At 39.3% G+C, this 21108-nt stretch carries 19 protein-coding genes and 1 pseudogene; 11 read left to right on the plus strand and 9 right to left on the minus strand.

The window, feature by feature from the left end; genetic code table 11:
- Positions 1 to 203 precede the first annotated feature (203 nt).
- A complete protein-coding gene (gene pdxY, locus CYG50_RS06795) occupies positions 204 to 1067 on the plus strand; it encodes a pyridoxal kinase PdxY (RefSeq protein WP_102139690.1) in 864 nt (287 codons plus the stop codon).
- 54 nt (positions 1068 to 1121) lie between these two features.
- On the opposite strand, the gene gstA is transcribed toward pdxY, so the two are convergent.
- Positions 1122 to 1727 carry a glutathione transferase GstA gene (gstA, locus tag CYG50_RS06800; protein ID WP_102139689.1) on the minus strand — a complete coding sequence of 202 codons (606 nt, stop codon included), beginning with the start codon at positions 1725 to 1727 and terminating at the stop codon, positions 1122 to 1124.
- A 304-nt stretch (positions 1728 to 2031) separates the two neighbouring features.
- Between gstA and CYG50_RS06805 the strand changes: the two genes are divergently transcribed.
- Entirely contained in the window at positions 2032 to 2898 is an 867-nt protein-coding gene (locus CYG50_RS06805) for a DUF817 domain-containing protein (RefSeq protein ID WP_102139688.1), read from the plus strand.
- 58 nt (positions 2899 to 2956) lie between these two features.
- Here the strand turns inward: CYG50_RS06805 and sapF are convergent, their stop codons facing one another.
- From sapF to pspF, 7 genes are all read right to left on the minus strand, one after another.
- Positions 2957 to 3760 (minus strand): putrescine export ABC transporter ATP-binding protein SapF, encoded by an 804-nt coding sequence (gene sapF, locus CYG50_RS06810; RefSeq protein WP_102139687.1) that lies wholly within the window; start codon positions 3758 to 3760, stop codon positions 2957 to 2959.
- A complete protein-coding gene (sapD, locus tag CYG50_RS06815; RefSeq protein ID WP_004910464.1) occupies positions 3761 to 4756 on the minus strand; it encodes a putrescine export ABC transporter ATP-binding protein SapD in 996 nt (331 codons plus the stop codon).
- Positions 4756 to 5646 (minus strand): putrescine export ABC transporter permease SapC, encoded by an 891-nt coding sequence (sapC, locus tag CYG50_RS06820; RefSeq protein WP_102139686.1) that lies wholly within the window; start codon positions 5644 to 5646, stop codon positions 4756 to 4758. The genes sapD and sapC overlap by 1 nt, the downstream gene beginning before the upstream one ends.
- A complete protein-coding gene (gene sapB, locus CYG50_RS06825) occupies positions 5633 to 6598 on the minus strand; it encodes a putrescine export ABC transporter permease SapB (RefSeq protein ID WP_102139685.1) in 966 nt (321 codons plus the stop codon). Before sapB ends, sapC begins: the two co-directional genes overlap by 14 nt.
- Entirely contained in the window at positions 6595 to 8280 is a 1686-nt protein-coding gene (gene sapA, locus CYG50_RS06830; RefSeq protein WP_102139684.1) for an ABC transporter substrate-binding protein SapA, read from the minus strand. Before sapA ends, sapB begins: the two co-directional genes overlap by 4 nt.
- 365 nt (positions 8281 to 8645) lie before the next feature.
- Positions 8646 to 9251: a hypothetical protein gene (locus tag CYG50_RS06835; protein ID WP_102139683.1), complete on the minus strand. Its 606-nt coding sequence runs from the start codon at positions 9249 to 9251 to the stop codon at positions 8646 to 8648.
- 492 nt (positions 9252 to 9743) lie between these two features.
- A complete protein-coding gene (gene pspF / locus CYG50_RS06840) occupies positions 9744 to 10760 on the minus strand; it encodes a phage shock protein operon transcriptional activator (protein ID WP_102139682.1) in 1017 nt (338 codons plus the stop codon).
- A gap of 279 nt (positions 10761 to 11039) precedes the next feature.
- On the opposite strand from pspF, the gene pspA reads away from it, so the two are divergent.
- From pspA to CYG50_RS06885, 8 genes are all read left to right on the plus strand, one after another.
- Positions 11040 to 11705, plus strand: coding sequence for a phage shock protein PspA (pspA, locus tag CYG50_RS06845; protein WP_004263893.1), 666 nt, complete (start codon positions 11040 to 11042; stop codon positions 11703 to 11705).
- A gap of 80 nt (positions 11706 to 11785) precedes the next feature.
- Positions 11786 to 12016, plus strand: a complete 231-nt coding sequence (pspB, locus tag CYG50_RS06850; protein WP_004263897.1) for an envelope stress response membrane protein PspB — start codon at positions 11786 to 11788, stop codon at positions 12014 to 12016.
- Positions 12016 to 12372 (plus strand): envelope stress response membrane protein PspC, encoded by a 357-nt coding sequence (pspC, locus tag CYG50_RS06855; RefSeq protein ID WP_004263899.1) that lies wholly within the window; start codon positions 12016 to 12018, stop codon positions 12370 to 12372. The genes pspB and pspC overlap by 1 nt, the downstream gene beginning before the upstream one ends.
- 344 nt (positions 12373 to 12716) lie before the next feature.
- On the plus strand, positions 12717 to 14114 hold the full coding sequence (locus tag CYG50_RS06865) for a YcjX family GTP-binding protein (protein ID WP_102139680.1): 1398 nt from the start codon (positions 12717 to 12719) through the stop codon (positions 14112 to 14114).
- The gene (locus CYG50_RS06870) at positions 14111 to 15166 is read left to right on the plus strand and encodes a YcjF family protein (protein WP_102139679.1); all 1056 of its coding nucleotides are present in this window, start codon (positions 14111 to 14113) and stop codon (positions 15164 to 15166) included. The genes CYG50_RS06865 and CYG50_RS06870 overlap by 4 nt, the downstream gene beginning before the upstream one ends.
- Before the next feature lie 240 nt (positions 15167 to 15406).
- The gene (tyrR, locus tag CYG50_RS06875) at positions 15407 to 16966 is read left to right on the plus strand and encodes a transcriptional regulator TyrR (protein WP_102139678.1); all 1560 of its coding nucleotides are present in this window, start codon (positions 15407 to 15409) and stop codon (positions 16964 to 16966) included.
- A 5-nt stretch (positions 16967 to 16971) separates the two neighbouring features.
- On the plus strand, positions 16972 to 17397 hold the full coding sequence (locus CYG50_RS06880) for a hypothetical protein (RefSeq protein WP_102139677.1): 426 nt from the start codon (positions 16972 to 16974) through the stop codon (positions 17395 to 17397).
- Between the two features lie 226 nt (positions 17398 to 17623).
- Positions 17624 to 17998, plus strand: coding sequence for an ATP-binding protein (locus CYG50_RS06885; RefSeq protein ID WP_102139676.1), 375 nt, complete (start codon positions 17624 to 17626; stop codon positions 17996 to 17998).
- Positions 17999 to 18077: 79 nt separating this feature from the next.
- Here CYG50_RS06885 and tpx read toward each other — a convergent pair whose 3' ends face one another.
- On the minus strand, positions 18078 to 18581 hold the full coding sequence (gene tpx, locus CYG50_RS06890; RefSeq protein ID WP_102139675.1) for a thiol peroxidase: 504 nt from the start codon (positions 18579 to 18581) through the stop codon (positions 18078 to 18080).
- A 752-nt stretch (positions 18582 to 19333) separates the two neighbouring features.
- Between tpx and CYG50_RS06895 the strand changes: the two are divergent.
- Positions 19334 to 20923 (plus strand): annotated as a pseudogene (locus CYG50_RS06895) (peptide ABC transporter substrate-binding protein).
- Positions 20924 to 21108 lie beyond the last annotated feature (185 nt).

Below are 21108 nucleotides of genomic sequence, written 5' to 3' on the forward strand. Positions count from 1 at the left end.
ATTTTCCGGGCTATACTCGTCCTATTTCAAATTGCATAGGTGTTGATTGCGCTGAGTTCTCCGCATTACATACGGATCTACGCTCGTCGGGTCATCTTGCCATGTTACTTACATGCAATTCGAATTATTTGGAGTGTATTCATATTTGCAACGGGTAATCACTGATTTCTCTTCATTCGACATAACAATTCTTTGGGTTCTCAATGAAAAGCGTATTATCAATTCAATCCCATGTTGTTTTCGGCCATGCAGGAAACAGTGCCGCCGCATTTCCTATGTGCCGGATGGGCGTAGATGTGTGGCCACTTAATACCGTACAATTTTCGAATCACACACAGTATCCACAATGGACTGGAAGTGTTTTTCCTGCCCAGCACTTAACTGATATCGTTGATGGATTAGCTAAAATCCATAAATTAGAGATTTGTGATGCTGTATTAAGCGGTTATATCGGCTCAGCTGAGCAAGGAGATGATATCCTTGCGATCGTGAAAAGAGTGAAGGCAGCCAACCCGCAAGCCCTCTATTTTTGTGACCCAGTAATGGGGCATCCTGAGAAAGGTTGCATTGTGGCACCTGGTGTTGCTGAATTCCTTTGTGAGCGAGCGCTGGCTGCTTGTGATGTCATCGCACCAAATTTACTAGAGTTAGAAACATTAACGAGTAGAACAATTAAAAGTGTAGAAGAAGCCGCTCAAGCTGCTCGCGAATTGTGTCACAAAGGCCCTAAAATTGTTCTTGTTAAGCATTTAAGTCGTGCAGGGTATCGTGCTGATCGTTTTGAAATGATCCTTGTAACAGCAGAGCATACTTGGCATGTTAGCCGTCCTCTCGTTGATTTTGGTGAAAAGCAACCTGTCGGTGTTGGTGATTTAACCAGTGGTTTAATGTTGGTTAACTTATTGAAAGGTGAGCCCTTAGATAAGGGGCTAGAGCATGTTGCAGCAGCGGTATATGAAGTGATGATAAAAACCAAAGAAATGGGCGAGTATGAGTTACAGCTCGTTGCGGCTCAAGACAAAATGGTTAACCCTGAACATAATTTCTGTGCAACACAATTAGATTAAATTGATTTGTATTATCGAAAATAGCGCTCTATTGGAAGAGCGCTATTTTACCGATTAAATTAAACCTTCCGCTTTTAATGCATCTTGAACATTAGGGCGTTTAGCGATTTTAGCAATGAAATCTTGCAGGTGACTCAGGCTAGTTAAATCAAGCCCTACGTGTTTTGCCCAGTTACTCACAGTGAATAAATAGGCATCTGCGACACTAAAAGTATCACCAGCAAAGAAAGCTTGCTTAGCGAGTACGCTATCAACATACTCAAATTTATTAAACAATACCTTACGTACAGTATCTTTATACTCTTCTGGCGTTCCTGGTGTGAATAAAGGTGAGAAAGTTTTATGGAGTTCTGTCGAAATAAAATTCAAAGCTTCTAACTGGTGATAACGTTTCATCGAACCTGGAAGCGCGATTAGGTTACGATCTGGTTTTTGATCTGCAATATATTGAACAATAATTGCACCTTCTGTAAGTTGTTCACCATTATCCAGCACTAAAGTGGGTACTTGACCTTTCGGGTTTATCGCTAAAAAGTCTTCACCTTTCTCTGTTTTTTTCTCTTTTATATTCACTCGTTCAATACTGAAATCTAAACCAGTTTCACGCAGAATGATGTGGGGAGAAAGTGAGCAAGCACCGGGAGCGTAATATAATTTCATCATAAAACTCCTAAATTATTGAGTTAGCATTCATATGGCAGATAAACACATATCACTTAAGTATATCATCACTTTCTGTTAACGAATTGCCATCAAGTGTGAGTTAAAAAATAAAACCCAAAATCGGACTGAAATTATCGTTAATATAAACAAGCAGAGTACAACCAGTGTTTAAAACTATAAATGATAAAAATACATAAATCTAAGATAGTTACCTTATGTAAGGAAATACTATTTTGTTAAACTCCTCACCTTGTCTTATGAAAAAAATAAACCGAATAATAAGTAACAGGTGAGTAAATAAATGACCAGCTTGTGTCAAAAATTGAATTTTTTAGGAAAACTAGACCAAATTTTAATGGCTCATCAGCCAAATAAGAGCCATGGGATTAAACGTTTTCTATTAGAGTTTTGGTTTTTCGGTTTAATTAATGCTCGTTCCTGTTTATTCGCTGGATTTTTCTTTTTAGCACTATTCTTGGTACCCGCTAAAGGGCTAATTGGCATACCTCGCTATGATGTGCTACTAATTTTTGCGGTTATTTTTCAAGGATTGTTGGTTTGGTCAAAACTAGAAACTTGGGATGAATTAAAAGCGATTTGTGTTTTTCATTTAGTCGGTTTTATGATGGAACTGTTTAAAACATCAGCAACAATTGGTTCATGGCAATACCCGGATGAAGCCTACACAAAACTTTGGGGGGTTCCTTTATTTACTGGCTTTATGTATGCGGCAGTAGGGAGCTATATCATTCAGTCTTGGCGGTTTTTTAAAGTAAGAATTGAACACTACCCACCTTACTGGATGGCAACAGTAGTCGCTCTGGCTATTTATATTAATTTTTTTAGTCATCATTATATTGATGATTATCGCTGGTATTTAGCTTCATTTATTATGGGATTGTATGCACGTAGTATGGTTTTTTATACTCCGCTTGATAAAGAACGAAAAATGCCATTATTGCTCGCATTTATGCTAATTGGCTTTTTTATTTGGCTGGCTGAAAATTTTGGGACATTTTTTGGTGTTTGGCAATATCCAAACCAAATTGGTGCTTGGTCAATGGTACATGCAGGTAAGTGGGGGGCCTGGTCACTGTTAGTGATTGTTACCTTTACAATTGTTGTACATCTTAAACATATTAAAGCCAATGTGACGATAGCCCGTTAAATAACAAGTTTAATTCATTGTCTGTGAAGAATTTTATCCACAGACAATGAATTAACGCTTACAAGTCTTGCCGCCAAGCATCAATCGACAAGGGTTCACCGAAGTGACTTTCAATTAACCGGCGGGTAACGTCGTGGAGAGGGGCGGCTAAAACTTCTGCGGTATTACCACGCTCAACAACTTCGCCTTTATCCATGACAAGCATTTTATCGCTGACGTGCTTCATCATCCCTAAGTGCTGGGTAACATAGATAAATGCAATATCTTGTTTTGCTTGTAAATCTAGCATTAAATTGATGATTTGCGAGCGCATAGACATGTCTAACGAAGCCAATGCTTCATCAGCAATAATAATCTCGGGTTGTAGAATAAGTGCTCTTGCCAGTGCAATACGCTGTTTTTGCCCTGATGCTAACATATGCGGATAGTATTCAGCGTGGTCAGCAAGTAACCCGACTTGGCGAAGTGTTTGAATAATGCGCCTTTCACGTTCTATACCAGTCAAGTCAGTGTTTAATTTTAAAGGGAGTTCAAGCGTTTGACCAATACGTTGTCTTGGATTTAGGGATGTACTTGGATCTTGGAAAATCATGCGAACACGCTGACAACGGTAGCTATAATCGCCAAAATTTAGGCGTTGACCACGAATGAAAATATCGCCGCTGGTGGGTTCAACAACACCTGATAACATCCGTGCAAGCGTTGATTTCCCTGAACCATTGGCACCAATAATAGCTAATGTTTGGCCTGCCTGTAAGTTAAAGCTAACGGGCTTAACAGCTTGCAATTCGTGCCGATGAAATAGGCCTTCACGAAAACGGAAAGTTTTAGTGAGATTACGGACTTCAAGTAAAGTTTCCATTTAAGATTGCTCCTCGGTGTTTAGCGGGTAATGGCAAGCAACGAGGTGGCCTTTAATATTGCGCAGTTGAGGCGCATTGATACAAGTGCGTTGTGCATAAGGGCAACGGGGGCCAAGGCGGCAACCAATAGGCAAATGCTCAAGAGAAGGAATTGCTCCGGGTAACGTATTTAATCGTCCTTTGTGGGGAAGAGGGCTTTCAAAATCAGGGATTGAGCGGATCAACGCTTGGGTATAAGGATGGCGTGGCCGTTGCAGAATATCTTCAGGTGTTGCGCTCTCAACCGTTTGCCCACAATAGAGTACGTTAATGCGATCAACAAGTTTTGACATCATTTCCATATCATGGCTAATGAGCAAAATCCCCATATTATTGTTTTGATTTAATTTATCCAATAAACGGAAAATTTGTGCCTGAGTGGTAGACTCCATCGCATTGGTAGGTTCGTCAGCGATTAATAACCGTGGTTGGTTAGCTATCGCAATCGCTATCATGACTTTTTGACATTCACCATCGGTGAGTTCATAAGGGTAACTGCGCATGATATCTTTATGATCTTTTATCCCCACACGGTGTAACAGTTCTATCGCACGGCGTTTACGCCAATTAAAACGCTGCCACCAGCGGCCTTTATAAGTCCAACCTGGGATTGATTGAATAAGCTGTTTGCCGATATCAGCGGCAGGGTCGAGGCAAGACTGGGGTTCTTGAAATATCATAGAGATATTATGGCCAATTAACTTGCGACGTTTACGTGGGCTGAGTTTTAGTAAGTCAATGTCTTGAAATCGAAAACGGTCGGCTTTTACACGAATGTTATCTTTAGTTACGCCACAGATAGCTTTCGCAATTAGGCTTTTCCCAGAGCCTGATTCGCCAACTAAACCTCGGATTTCCCCTTCAGATAATGTCATGGATACGCGATCAACAGCTTTGACTGGGCCATTGGCAGTCATAAATTCGATAGTTAAATTGCGGATGTCTAGTAGTGGCATTATTCAACTCCCGCGTTGATGGCACGGTGTAGCCCATCCCCTAAAAGGTTAACGAAAAGTACGCTTATCATGATAGCAACACCGGGTAAGATAACCGTCCAGGGAGCAACGTAGATAAGTTCTAAAGTATCTCCTAGCATGGCGCCCCATTCAGAAGATGGAAGTTGTGCACCTAAATCAAGGAAACCTAAAGCGGCAATATCTAAAATGGCAATTGAAAGTGCCCGAGTTAGTTCAGTTACGAGAATAGGGGTGATGTTTGGTAGTACGGTATACCATAAAATAAAAATGTTTGAAGCGCCATCAAGGCGTGCGGCAACAATGTACTCTTTATCTAACTCATCATGAACAGCGACATAAATGGTTCTTACCATCCGTGGAATTAATGCAAGGCAAATGGCGAGCATCGCATTTTGTAGGCTAGCGCCCATAAATGCGACGACAATAATAGCCAGTAATAAAGACGGAATTGACAGTAATGTATCGAGTATATGGTTGAAAATTGCAGATTTTAATCCACGAGTCATCCCTGCTAAGCAGCCCAGAACTAACCCTATCAGTGTTGCTACCAATGTGACTAAAATAGCCGCACCAAACGTTGATTTAGTGCCAATTAATAGCCGACTCAGAATATCGCGGCCAAGGTCGTCAGTCCCAAAGAAGAAAGCAACATCACCATAATGTGACCAAGATGGTGGTGTTAATTGGTAACCCAAAAACTGTTGATCTAGTGCATAAGGCGCTAGGTAAGAGCCAACAAAGCATAAAATTAATAAAACTAACACACCAACAAATCCCACCATAGAAACCACATCTGATGAGAAGATATTCCATACCACACGTGTTGGGGATGGCATTTTTTGTTCACGATAAAAATTATCTGAGGACATACCAATCCTTATGTTTTAATGGGTCCATCATGGCGCCTAAAATATCAGACAACACATTTACAGTAATCACTAATGCGCCAATTAGCATTACGCCAGCAGAAATTGCGGAGTAGTCTTCTTGGCGGATTGCTGTCACTAACCAACGGCCAAGCCCTGGCCAGTTAAAAACGAGTTCGGTTACCATAGTTAGTGTCAACATGGTGGAAAACTGTAACCCAAGTTTAGGAATAATTGGGGGGATAGCATTATGGAAAATATGGCGACGAATGATTTTAATTCGTGAAAGCCCTCGAATAGCGGCCGCTTTGATATAATTTTCACTGGCGATTTCTTCGGTGCTATTGCGTACTAACCGAATAACCTCTGTTGTAGGCGCCAGCGCCAAAGTAAGAACAGGTAACACCATGTGTTCAAGTACATTGATAATCATATCCTTACGATAGGGCGAATCAGAAAGCCATGCATCAACCAAGGCAAAGCCAGTCACTGTTTTTAAATTATATAAGAGGTCAATTCGACCAGATACAGGTAGCCAGCCTAGATGTAATGAGAAAAAGAGGGTTAAGACTAGGGCGAGTACAAATACAGGGACAGAAAATCCTAATAAAGCAAAAACACTGATAGCAATATCTGCGGGTTTGTTACGCCAAAAAGCAGCAATGATACCCAGTGGTATACCTGTCGTTAAAGCAAAAATAAACGCTAAAATGCACAATTCCATTGTTGCAGGGAATGTATCTCTTAATTGTTCGCTGATGGGTTCCCCGTTGATACTTGAAACACCAAAATCAAAATGGAGTAAGCCTTCAAAATAAAAAATGTAAGCGTCAATAAGTGAGGCGCCACTCAATGGGGCATTGGGCGTAAAATAGCTTAAGCTAAAGCTGACTAGCGATAAGAAGAACACCGTGACTAATAAAAGTAAAAAACGACGCAGTGAATAAATAATCATGGTTGCTGCCTCTGTTTTTTCGGAGAAACTTTCTCAGCCTGTTCCATTTCTCGATACACACCAGCAAATGAGGTATTACCAAACGCACTGATCATTAGCCCTTTTATATCATAGCGGTAGGCTTGTAAACGTAAAGAATAGGCAAGCGGTAAGACGGGTAAATCCTCCCCTAAAATTTGCTGTGCTTGGTGGTAGTAATCTATACGTGCGGCTAATTGTTGCGTCAAGAGTGCCTTATGTAAGATTTCATCAAAGGCGGGGTTACACCAATGGCTTAGGTTGGTTTGGGAACCAATTGCCGCACAACTCAGTAGCGGACGGAAAAAACTGTCTGGGTCATTACTGTCAGTTGTCCAGCCCGCTAATGTCATATCATGGCTTCTATCCATTAATTGGTTTTCTTGGAATCGGCCTTCGACAGAACGGATATTCATAACAATACCCACCTGTGCCAAGTCCGCTTGAATAAGCTCAGCCATCTTAAGTGGGCTTGGGTTATATGATTGAGAGGCGATTGGCACCCATAAATCTAATTTTAGATTTTCTAATCCCATCTCTTTGAGCATTTGTTTGGAAAGCTCGGGATTATAATCGGTGATCTTTGCTTGGTTGTCATAAGCCCATGATGCTCTGGGTAAAATAGACGCGGCTGTTTCTGCTGTGCCATAATAGATTGACTGCATAAGACGCTCATTATTAATTGCATAAGCAATGGCTTGGCGCACTTTTAGTTTATCTAAAGGGGGTTTACTGGTATTAAATGCGAGGTAGGCAATATTCATCCCAGAGCGCATAGAAATCCGCAAGCGTGGGTCATCTCGTAATACTTTTAATTGGCTTGCTGCAGGGTAAGCTAGAACATCACATTCCCCTGTGAGTAATTTCGAAATACGGCCAGTTCCTCCGGCTCCCATATCAACAACCACTTCTTCCATACGTGGTAATCCCTTCCAGTAGTTATCATTTCTGAGGAGCCTAACGAATTGCCCTGCTTGGTAGTCATCTAAATGAAATGGACCCGTACCTACAGGCCGCCAATCGATCAGCTCTTGGCGATTGATACTTGAAAGGTAATCGGCATACTCGGATGAAAGAACAGGAGCATAGTGGGTTGCCAAGTGCCATAAAAAAGACGCATCAGGTGAGTTCAAACGGAACTCTACTGTATGGTTATTTATTTTACGTATGCTTTGGACACTGTTGGCAAACTGTAAGCTATCAAAATAAGGGTAACGCCCCCCATTAATATAGTGATAAGGCTGGTTTACCTCAAACATGCGGGAAAAACTAAACACAACATCATCGGCATTCATATTGCGCGTTGGTGTAAACCAAGCTGTGTTTTGGAATTTAACATCTTTACGCAGGTATAAACGATAAGTCGCACCATTATCGAGAACTTCCCATCTCGCGGCCAGTTCTGGAACCAAGCGATAGGTAAATGGGTCAACATCTAACAGGCGATCATAAATTTGAGCACCTAGAGGGTCGACAATCAGCCCGCTACTGACTAGCTGTGGATTAAATGTGGTAACAATCCCATTTACACAGTAAATAAAACCTTTTTGGCGTATGTCTGCAGGGACCTCGTTAGCCACAATATCGGTAAAGCGCTCTTGGTTATTAAGCGCTTGTGCAGACACAGATATGATAAATAAAAACCAAAGAGTTAATAGGCGCATACCACTGACATCGTTAACTAGAATTCACCTATTGTAGCGTAAAAATGGGGGGACAGGGTATAAGCAAAATTTAGCCAAACAAAGTTTAAAAATTAAGCAAAAAAGGAAGGTGTTAGTATAATGATTAACTTAAATTATTATACTAATCATTGAAGTATGTCTTAATGAGAAAAAATCTCATTAAAAAGCTTTACAAATGACACTGATAACGATTATCATTCGTTTTGTCACTTAAGCTAAGTGCTTATGTAGACAAGGCATGACATTGCTCACATTGCTTCCAGTGTTTTATTTAATAGCCAGCTTGGGTGCTGGCTTTTTTTTATGTAAAAATAATGGAGCCTGTTTTACATTGTTTTTTGCTATTACTCTAAACCCACATAGTGTAGGTCTTCATCGGTCACTTTACCTTGGAGAGTACAAAAGAAACGAACAACACCTCTTTGCTCATCTTTTTCAATAATCAGCATTTTTTCAGCAGCATTCGGGTCTAAGTTGTAGTCTTGCGTTGCGTATTCGTTAAATACCCATTTACCCTGCAAGTTGTGGCGGATCATCGGTGAGTAGATGTAAGTATTTCCCACCTTTATAATAGCAATCTTTGATGAAGTATAGCGGACAACCTCTTCGAGGCTTTGAGTGGTTTCAAATCCCCAAAAATAGTATTGACCACGTAAGCCTAAATAGGAGAAGTCATCATATTTATCAAAATTACTATAGCTAACAAAAAAACGGTTAAAAGTAACAATACCTGTTGGTGAAAAGTTGAGATCAACAGAAATTTGTTCGCCGTCACCTAATTGCCTATTTTTCAATCTGTTAGATACATCGTTTAAAACGGGGTACTCTTTTATTTTCTCGAAAAAAGCAGCGTCACAGTAAGAAAATGTTCTCATCAATGATTCCGCATAGACTACAGGAGATAACCCTAGAAGAAAAAAGGTGATAGCGAGTATATTTATATTCTTCATAATAGGCTCCTCATATAATAAAAATCATATTAATAGAGATATCATATAAATATATTTCGCACAGTAGTTAAATATGACAAGGTGTAAAAATAGTTTAATAATTTAATATTATTATTAATTAAATATAGACTTAAGCATGGATGTTTAATTAACTAAATGTGCTGAATATCCATGACATTTATATATAATGGTCAGTAAAAATGACTAGTTATCATTGTTTTGTTATTTTTAACTCATTGGGTGCGTAAGTTGAGGTAATAACTATTTATTTTTTTGAATTTTATTTAACCTGTTGATATTTAATGATTTTATTTGTTTTGTCTATATTCTTTATCGGGTTTTATTAGTTGGGGATAATAAAGAATTCTTGAAACTAAAATATGGAACTGGAAATATTTAGTAATAAAGATAAGACAATATATTTAATTTTTACTTCTTAAGTATAATACAGTAGTCCAAACAATAAACTTGTATTTTTTGGACTGTCAGTTATTAAATTTCAATATTTATTTGATGTTTTTTTATTAACCCCCGCAGTTGGTCATAGCTTAATGATAACCGTTGTGCAGCTTTACGTTGATTAAAATGGCAATCAGTTAGTGCTTTTTCTAATAACGCTTTTTCAGATTGCTGTTGCCACTGACGTAAATCACAAGGTAATGAAGGCAATATTGCCTTTTGTTGCTGGGTAGGTTGTGAGGGCAGAATATTTGGTGATTCATGTAATTCAGCGAGTTTTTCGCCAAATGGGTTAAAAATAATATTATCAACGGGCTCAGCTCGGTTTCCATGGCGGTATACTGAGCGCTCAATGACATTTTTTAATTCGCGTACATTACCTGGCCATGGGTAGTGTTGCAGGGCCTGTTGGGCATGCTTTGTAAAGCCTGTAAAGTGTGAACGCTTTAATTCACCACACATTAAAATGGCAAAATGTTCTGCTAACAATAAGATATCAGGCTGTCGTTCACGTAATGGGGGAAGGCGAATAACATCAAAAGCCAGCCTATCTAAGAGGTCAGCTCGAAAACGGCCCTGTTTGGCAAGTTCGGGTAAATTGGCATTTGTGGCACAGATTAAACGCACATCTACGTGTAAAGCTTGGCTTCCACCGACTCGCTCAAGTTCACCATACTCAATGACCCGTAAGAGTTTTTCTTGAACTGACATAGGTGCTGTAGCAAGCTCGTCAAGAAAAAGAGAACCTTTATCTGCTCGTTCAAAGCGCCCTTGATGGCGTTTTTGAGCACCTGTAAAAGAGCCCGCTTCATGTCCAAATAATTCAGAATCCAGCAAATTCTCATTGAGTCCGCTGCAATTGAGAGAGATAAAAGCTTCTTGCCAGCGTGGAGAGAGGTAATGAAGTCTATCTGCGATAAGTTCTTTACCTGTGCCACGTTCACCGATAACCAAAACAGGCTTATTGAGTTGTGCGAGTTCAGAGGCTTGTTCAAGTACATCGAGAAAATTACTTGAAACGCCAAGAATAGGTTCATTGGTTTCTTTCATGGTTTTTTTTACCAATAGTTGGTCTAAAATGCCGATAATTTAACTATAGACTAAAATGATTTTCAGGGGAAGCTTATAATTATTCTCTTTAAAATCATATTAATATGAATTAATTTAAAAGTTGGCACGCGAATTGCTATTTTAAATATGTGAATAGCAATTGCTAAATACAGCAACATGCGAATTGTTGTTAGACTTACGGAGCGTCAGGTATGGGTTGGAAGCCAAATCAGGTCGAGGCGCTACAGAATGATTAAATCCATCAAGGGGATATAAATAATGGGTATTTTTTCACGTTTTGCCGATATCATTAATGCAAACATCGCTTCTTTGTTAGACAAAGCAGAAGATCCGCAAAAAATGATCCGTCTGATGATCCAGGAAATGGAAGACATGTTAGTTGAAATCCGTTCAACATCAGCACGTACTTTAGCAGAAAAGAAAGGTTTAGAGCGTCGCATTGAAATGGGCGAAAAACAAGTTGCTGATTGGCAAGAAAAAGCAGAATTAGCGCTGGTGAAAGATAAAGAAGACTTAGCGCGCGCAGCACTGATTGAAAAGCAAAAAGTGAGTGCGATGGTCGATACCTTAAAACATGAGCTGATAATTGTTGATGAAACCTTGACTCGCTTGAAAGGTGAAATCACAGAATTAGAGAACAAACTGCAAGAAACTCGTGCGAAACAACAATCAATGGTTGTTCGTATGGAAGCAGCACAGTCTAGTCGTAATGTACGTCGCCAATTGGATAGCGGCAAACTAGATGAAGCAATGGCTCGTTTTGAACAGTTTGAACGCCGTATAGACCATATGGAAGGCGAAGCTCAAAGTTATGGTATTGGTAAACAAAAATCGCTGGATCAACAGTTTGCAGAGTTAAAAGCAGACGATGAAATAAGCGCGCAATTAGCAGCGCTTAAAGCTAAAATCAATAAAGATCAGTAATAGTTATTTTGATGCACTGGTACGTTAGCCATATCGTATCAGTGCCATAGATAGGTTAACCATATGTATAAGGATATGTGATGGGCTACGTTTTTCTGTCTCTCGTATTAATCATTTTTCTCATTTTTATTCTGCCTATTTGGCTGTGGCTACATTACAGCAAAAAAAATAGTGGGCAGGGGAGTCAGCTAACTGAAAATGAAGTACAACGTTTAATGCAATTAGCAGAGCAAGCATCACAGATGCAACAACGCATTAAAACGCTTGAAGATATTTTGGATGCAGAACACCCAAATTGGAGGCAAAAATAATGACTCAATTTCGCAACCGCAAACTTTATCGTTTAACGGATAGACGTGTGTTCGGTGGTGTGTGTTCGGGTATTGCTGAGTACTTAGAACTTCCGGTTGCTTTGGTCAGAGCATTAGCCGTATTGGCCTTATTTGTAAGCTTTGGAATTACATTGATTTTATATATCGTGATGTGTTTTGTCGTAGAAACGGCTCCAAGTGGCTACCGTTCACAGCAAGATATTGGCCCAGAAGTTAGCAGCTTGATTAACCAAATCGATACACAATTAAAATCAGGTGAAATGAAGCTACGCCAAATTGAAAGATATGTTACATCAGATACTTATACAGTGAACAGTAAATTTCGAAATCTATAACAAATCGTATCGCCATCACATGATAAGGGATTAGGTTTTAAAACCAAATCCCTTTTGTTTTTTATTAATAAGTGAGTGAAGTATGGCAAATAACGTTCTTTATCGAATCAAAAAATTTGCAAAAAAACGTCTTCTGCAAAAAGGCATTCGACTAGCAGTAGTGTTGCTTATTTCTTATAGTCCTGCCGGGGCCGTAGGAAGAATAATTAAATTATTGACGAGTAAATGGTTGCTTAATGTACTCATTAAACGGTTAACCTAATACAGTTTGTTTTATGCTAAATTATAGTACGCAATATGACGTAAAATGGGTTTAAATTGAAAGGATAAGTCTTGGGAGGAGCATGAAACGACTGCACAGTGAATTAACCGATTTGATGAATAGAAGTGTTGATCGTCATGTTAGGCTCGCAGTAACAGGGCTTAGCCGCAGTGGAAAAACTGCATTTATTACTTCATTGGTAAATCAACTATTGAATGTGAATGCGGGCGCGCGGCTCCCTCTGTTTTCTGCTGCGCGTGATAAGCGGTTGTTAGGGGTTAAGCGGATACCTCACCGTGATTTGTCGGTACCTCGTTTTGCGTATGATGATGGGATTGCATCACTTTATGGGGAGCCACCACAATGGCCAACACCAACAAGGGGTGTAAGTGAAATACGCCTTAAATTGCATTACCGTTCAGAAGACTCTTTTTTACGTCACTTTGTCGATAACTCATCATTGTATTTAGAAATTGTCGATTACCCCGGTGAATGGTTGTTGGATTTACCCATGCTAGATTTAAATTATTTAGCGTGGTCTGAGCAAATGAACACCTTAATAAAGGGAAAACGCGCGCATTTGGCCCACTCGTGGCTGGCATTGTGTGAGAAATGTGACCCCTTAGCCCCAGTCGATGAAAACTTACTCGCTGAGATTGCCGCTGCCTATACCCAATATCTAGTGGAGTGTAAGGCCCAAGGCCAACATTTTATCCAACCTGGCCGCTTTGTTTTGCCTGCTGAATTAGCTGGAGCGCCCGCACTACAGTTTTTCCCATGGCCGAATGTGGCTAAATATGGCGATAAAAAGCTCGCGCAGGCAGGCAAAAACACCAATATTGGTGCATTGCAGCAACGCTATCAATATTATTGTGAACATGTCGTAAAAGGCTTTTATCGTGATTATTTCCAACGTTTTGACCGGCAAATTGTTTTAGTTGATTGTTTACAACCCTTAAATAGTGGGGTTGATGCTTTTAATGATATGAGAATGGCATTAACACAATTAATGCGCAGTTTTCATTATGGAAAGCGCACATTACTGAGGCGTTTATTTTCGCCATGTATTGATAAATTACTCTTTGCGGCGAGCAAGTCAGACCATGTAACACCAGACCAACATGCAAACCTAGTGGCTTTGTTGCAGCAGTTAGTGCAAGAGGCGTGGCAGCATGCCGCATTTGAAGGGATCAGCATGGATTGTGTGGGTTTAGCGTCAATACAAGCAACCGAAAGTGGCCTTGTGGATTACAAAGGTGAAAAATTACCTGCATTAAAAGGGGATCGGCTAAGTGATGGCCAACCGTTAATGTTTTATCCAGGAGAGGTGCCAAAACGACTACCTAATGAGCAATTTTGGCAAACACAAGGTTTTCAATTTGAAGATTTCAGACCAAGGCCAACGCCAATGGATCAACCATTGCCACATATTCGTATGGACAGTGCGCTTGAATTTTTGTTGGGAGATAAACTGAAATGAATGAACCCTTAAAACAGCGTTTAGATTTCGCTGAGAATAGTGAAAATAATACGAAAGAATCGCTAAAAAAAGCCCAAGTTTTTGATGAACGAGAGCTCGAAAAATTTACCCCAGTCTCTCTGGAAACAGAGCAGGACAGCCAAGAGGGAGAGGTTGAAAGCCTGATTAACGAAGCGCTAAAACCAAAACGGAGTTTTTGGCGGAAATTAGTTGGTGCGGCCGCGGGGATTTTTGGTGTCAGTGTCGTTGCTCAGCTTGGCGTTTGGATCCACCAATCATGGGTAACACAAGATTGGATGGCATTAGGTGTCGCCGCTGCGGGTGGCTTAATCGTCGTAGCGGGTGTCGGGTCAGTTGTTGGCGAATGGCGGCGATTGTATCGCCTAAGAGCGCGTGCGGAGGAGCGGGATTTTGCTCGCGAATTATTGCACAGCCATGGCATGGGGCAAGGAAAGGTTTTTTGTGACAAACTGGCAAAGCAATCTGCGTTATCAATGCAGCATCCAGCGATTGTTAATTGGCAAGCCACTCTCCATGACTCTCATAACGATAGAGAAGTTGTTGAATTATATAGCCGAATGGTTCAGCCTATTCTTGACGAACAGGCTCGTAAAGAGATTAGTCGTTGTTCCGCAGAATCGGCCATTATGATTGCTGTGAGCCCGTTAGCGCTGGTGGATATGGCATTTATTGCTTGGCGAAATATTCGTTTAATTAATCGGATCGCGGCAATCTATGGTATTGAGCTCGGTTATTACAGCCGAATTAGGCTGTTTCGTATGGTGCTGATTAATATTGCCTTTGCTGGGGCATCTGAATTAATTCGTGAAGTGGGGATGGACTGGTTATCTCAAGATATTACCGCAAGGCTATCAACACGAGCAGCACAAGGTATTGGGGCTGGTTTGTTAACTGCGCGTTTAGGTATTAAGGCCATGGAGTTATGTCGACCGCTACCTTGGATTGAAAACAAGCCACGTTTAGCCGATTTTCGCCATCAGTTAATTGGCCAATTGAAGAATGTTATTCCAAGTAAAAAAGAAAAAGTGTAGAGAAACATCGTTGGCAGGGTGAGTTGACAGTTTTTACTCACTCTGCAGCATCATTTGTTGATTAATGTTTTTATTGTTATTTCAAGTCACAAAAAATTGAGAAAAGCTGTGATTTTATTTGTTGATGGCTACAAAGCTTACAGGCTGTCAACAATTTGTGACACAAACACTGTATTCCCTTAATGTTTAAAGCTAAAATACCTTCATTCTCTCGGCTTTTTTTGATAAAGGTTTCTATCCATGCGCCTCGAAGTGACCTGCCAAGACCGTATCGGTTTAACGCGTGAATTACTTGATCTGTTAGTCCTACAAAATATTGATTTGAAAGGTATTGAAATATCTCCCCAACGTAGGATTTACCTAAACTTTACCCCTGTGGATTTTCAGGTATTCAGCACATTGATGGCAGAAATACGGCGTATTAATGGCGTTATTGATGTTCGCCGGATTTACTTTATGCCATCAGAAAGAGAGCATAAAGCAGTTTGGGCATTATTGAACTCATTCCCAGAATCTGTTTTGTCTATTGATAATAAGCTAAATATTGAGTTAGTTAATCCAATGACATTGCAATTATTTGGCTATGATGAGGCAAAAATTAGAGAAAAAACCTTTTCTCAGTTAGTTGGCAACCAAGGGCTAGCACGTTGGTTTGAACGAGAGTTACCCGAAGCTTATACAGAAAAAGTCGTGATTAAAGGCCAAGACTACTTGATGCAAGTGACGCCTATTATTTTGGCAGATGAAAATGGCAAATTCCATTGCACAGGAGCCGTATTATTATTGAAATCGGCTGAGATTTTAGATAAGCAACGTCAACAAGTCGTCGAAGTGGATGGCAGCGGTTTTGAACAAATTATTGCAGTTAGTCCTGTCATGGCAAATGTCGCTGAACGCGCTAAACGCGTTGCTATGTTGGATGAACCATTATTACTTGTTGGTGAAACGGGGACAGGGAAAGATATCCTAGCGAAAGCTTGTCATTTGCATAGCGCTCGAGGAAAAGAACCATTTTTAGGTTTAAATTGTGCTTCGATGCCCGACGATGTTGTAGAAAGTGAATTATTTGGTTATGCGGCAGGTGCGTACCCAAATGCAGTTGAAGGCAAAAAAGGTTTTTTTGAACAAGCAAACGGTGGAACGGTGTTGCTTGATGAAATTGCTGAAATGTCGCCACAAATGCAAATTAAGTTGTTACGTTTTTTAAATGATGGAACATTTAGGCGTGTAGGGGAAGAGCGGGAAGTTAAGGTTAATGTCCGTGTAATTTGTGCAACCCAGAAAAATTTACCTGAATTAGTTGCAGAAAAAAAATTTAGAGAAGATCTTTATTATCGTTTAAATGTACTCACATTAACTATCCCACCATTACGTGAACGTAAAGAAGATATTTTGCCGCTAACGAAAACATTTGTAGGCAGTTTTTCAAAAGAGCTTCATATTGCTGAACCTAAATTGGCACCTTCGCTGATAGAATATCTAAGTAGCTATTCTTGGCCGGGTAATGTAAGACAACTAAGAAATGCGCTTTATCAAGGGTTAACCCAACTTAATGGCAATATATTAGATGCAGAGAATATCCAATTACCTGATGTAGTAAATCCTCCTGCACTGGCTTTAGATTCACTCAATGGCTCTTTAGATGAAATAACTAAACGCTATGAAGCGTCAGTCTTAGCGCGTTTGTATCGTGATTATCCGAGTACCCGCAAATTAGCTAAACGTTTAGATATTTCTCATACGGCAATTGCCAATAAATTGAGAGAATATGGCCTTAATACGAAAAAAGAGCAAAACTAAATTAAATGAATAAAAGGATAACTCGCGTATTGGCGACAATAGGGTTGGTTTTAAGTGGCTCTTGCATTGCGATAACAATACCTGATCATGGTTTGAGTAAGTATTGCCAAGATGTAGTGCGTACAATGGATGAGGTTTATGAGAATGGGGCGCTGACTCAATGTTATTTTAAAGACTTATCTTTATTAGAGGCCTACACACAATATAGAGCCTTATTAATTGATGGAAAACAATTTCTTATTGAGAATTTAGAGAACAACCGGAATATTGAAATGCCTTGCCCATCGGAGGGATGTATTGCTATTCGTTACCATTGGAATGGTGATCAAAACTTGAAAATTGAACAAGAATTTGCTGGGGGAGAAACTCATCTCCAGTTTGTTCAAGATAATAAAGGGACAGCTCTCAAAATTATTCAATATCCTGATTAGTACTACTTGATGGCCCGATAGAGTAAGCAACAGAAGTGAATATTGGGCTTTTTCAAAGATATTGCTGCCTATCTTTTATTATTTATCTTTTATCTCGCGTTTAATATAGCAAAACCCTACTAATACTATTGCTAATTGGTGAATTTTCCTGCTATATAACAAAGACAGCTACTGTTTTAGGGTACCGTAATCTCATCTGATGGGTTTCAGCCTACAAGGAGTTGCCATGGACCAATTCACGATTAATTTTGTTGTAAATCGTAAGTTACGCGAATACATGAGCCAGAGTCATTATAAAAATGATATGTTTGAGTCTGCAGCTTCAGCTGCCGAACTTTATCTAATGAATAAAGCCGCAGTAAAATACTTAACGAAGAAAAATCGGTTTACGTGGGAGGCATTGGTAAAAAATGGCCATAAGCCTCGAGATCTTATTATTGATATTTTGACATCTTGTTGCCCCGTAACTCAGGACCAAGCCTTAAAAGTATTGAGCACGCTCTCTCATACTTTGATCTCTATAATGAGTGACAATAAGCTGTTTGCGAATGTTGTTAATGCGAAGAACCACCAGCCGCTGTATTGGGCTCATGTGGATTAGTGTGGTGTTTATATTGGTGAATGAAGCGGGAAATTCCCGCTTCATTATTAATGGTAGTGAATTAAATGATATGAAAAGCTTATTTTAAGCTATTTAATGCACTATCGTAATCAGGTTCTTCAGTAATTTCAGGAACTAATTGGCTATAGATGACGTTGTTGTTTTCATCTAAGACAACAACTGAGCGTGCGTTAAGGCCTTTTAATGGGCCACTAGCGATAGCAACACCGTAGTCATTAGCAAATGAATCGCTACGGAAAGAAGATAGCGTAACGACATTATCTAAACCTTCTGCACCGCAAAAGCGGGCTTGTGCGAAAGGTAAATCCGCCGAAATACATAATACTACAGTGTTATCTAAATCATTCGCTAGTTGGTTAAATTTGCGAACCGAGGCAGCGCAAACACCGGTGTCTACACTTGGGAAAATATTTAAAACTTTACGTTTACCTTCATAAGTTTCCAGCGTTGCTTCGCTGAGATCTTTGGTGACAAGGGTAAGGGGTTTAGCTTTAGAGCCCGCTTGTAAAAATACACCATTAACTGTGATGTCATTACCTTTTAATTTAACTGTCTGTGTCATGAATTTTTCTCCCGTTCATAAAGTGAGCCACTGTTAACTTAATCTATCTTCTAATAAAAAAGCTTTGCGATTAAAGTTTTTTTAATGGGCAGTTACACAGTGCTGAGTTTTACATTTTTACTAATGACCAAGTTTTATACAGAAATCTTATCTCTTACCTTGAGCCCTACAGGGGGAGAGCTAGGCAACATTACATTCTTTTTATTACAGTAAGCTGCATCATCATATAGCAACTAAGCATTTATCAATGCTTGCGCTTTTTGTGATGCACGCTTTTAAATTGCCTAATGAAGTGTAACAAAAGAAATTCTGTCTGTATTGGTTTCTTGAGTCATTATTTAGTTATCGGAAATGTGGTAAGGATATGCTAGTTTATTATTCTATAGTACGAATATTAGCTCATGTATATTTAGACCGGTAAATCAACTAATTACACAGGAAATGTGGATTTTTGAAATATGAAAGCATATGATGAATTAAGATAAACTACAGAATAATTCAGTTGTATTGCTGTTTGATACTACCTAAGTTAAGTATGTTTTTTACTCTATAACCTTATGTTTTTTATCGCTATATGAGTATTCGGCTCAAATAATAATTTACCTAAATGAAACTTAATCAGTAAATGCAGTAGTGTTGTTAATAATAGTATCTTCACGTGAAATCACTTAACTCAGCTTTTAGTTAACCTTATTTATATTAACAAGATAGAAAATACAATGCATAAACGTTCATTTACATCTTTAACTGTTTTGATTTCTTCAATTTTATTTACTACACCAGCTATTAGTGCGGTGATACCTACGGGCACAGTTTTAGCTGAAAACCAAGAGGTTACACGTCATTTAAAGGATGAACCTGCGTCTTTGGATCCAGTAAAATCGGTGGGGTTAACGGAAGCGCAAGTCATGCGTGACTTATTTGAAGGGCTGGTTAACCAAGATGACCATGGCAAGCCAATTGCAGGGGTAGCTCAAAGTTGGAACACGGTAGATAACCGTATTTGGACTTTTACACTGAGGTCGGATGCTCAATGGTCAAACGGTGACCCTGTCACGGCTCAGGATTTTGTGTATAGCTGGCAACGACTTGTTTCACCAGGAACATCATCACCGTTTGCTTGGTTTGCAGCATTAGCCGGTATTAATAATGCGCAAGATATCATTGATGGAAAATTACCCGCTGATCAGCTAGGTGTTGAAGCGGTTGATACGCGTACATTAAAGGTTACTTTAAATAAGCCAGTACCTTATTTCCCGTCATTGGCGGCTAATTTTAGTTTATTTCCTGTTCATCAAGGAACGGTTGAAAAGTTTGGTAATGAGTGGATAAAAGTAGGTAATCTAGTCGGGAATGGTGCCTTTGTTTTATCTGATAGAGTGGTTAATGAGAAAATTGTTTTAGTTCCAAATAAATATTATTGGGACCATAAAAATACCGTTATTACCAAAGTAACATTTATCCCGATTAACCAGGAATCTCATGCAACAAATCGTTATTTAGCAGGTGACTTGGATATTACCGAATCATTTCCAAAACAACGCTATCAAAAATTATTGAAAGATATTCCTAATGAAGTGTTTACACCAGACCAATTAGGGACTTATTACTATGCTTTTAATACCCAACGGGCACCAACAGATGATGTCCGTGTCAGAAAAGCTTTATCTATGGCAATTGACCGCCAATTAATTGCGAATAAGGTATTAGGCACAGGGGAAAAACCCGCAAATTATTTTACGCCTGATGTTACCGATGGCTTTAAGCCTGAAAAAGGGCTTTACAATAGCTATTCACAAAAAGAATTAGACCAGCAAGCGAAAGTATTATTACAACAAGCCGGCTTTGGTCCAAATCAACCGTTAGAGTTAACACTATTATACAATAGTTCAGAAAATCATCAGAAAATTGCGATTGCAATTGCCTCTATGTGGAAGAAAAAACTAGGGGCTGAGGTCAAATTAGTTAATCAAGAATGGTAAACCTATATAGATAGCCGTAATACAGGAAATTTTGATGTTATACGAGCGTCATGGATAGGTGATTTTAATGAACCTTCAACATTCCTATCACTACTTACTTCCCAACATAGTGGCAATATACCAAAATTTAATAACTCAATATATGATGATATTATCGCATCAGCGAGTATTGAAACAAATGCGCAATTACGCAACCGCTATTATAATAATGCGGAAGCAATCATTGCGGAAGAAGCTCCAATTGCACCCATTTACCAATATACCAATGCACGCTTGATTAAGCCTTGGTTGAAGGGGTATCCGATCAACAACCCTGAAGATGTCGCTTATAGCCACAGTTTTTATATTATTAAACATTAAAATAGGTGTTCAGCCTGTACAAGGTGCGGGCTGTTTTTTCTGAATGGAAGAAAAAAGCTCCTTCCTCTGGAGAATGGGAAGGAGGACCAAAAAAGGAATAAACACTACCCTTATATAATAAAAAAATCATCGTGAACTTTATTGTTCGTTTGTGTCAATTATGTGATTTTCTTTAGCAAATATGG

The organism is Providencia huaxiensis (genome assembly GCF_002843235.3).
Classification (GTDB): domain Bacteria; phylum Pseudomonadota; class Gammaproteobacteria; order Enterobacterales; family Enterobacteriaceae; genus Providencia; species Providencia huaxiensis.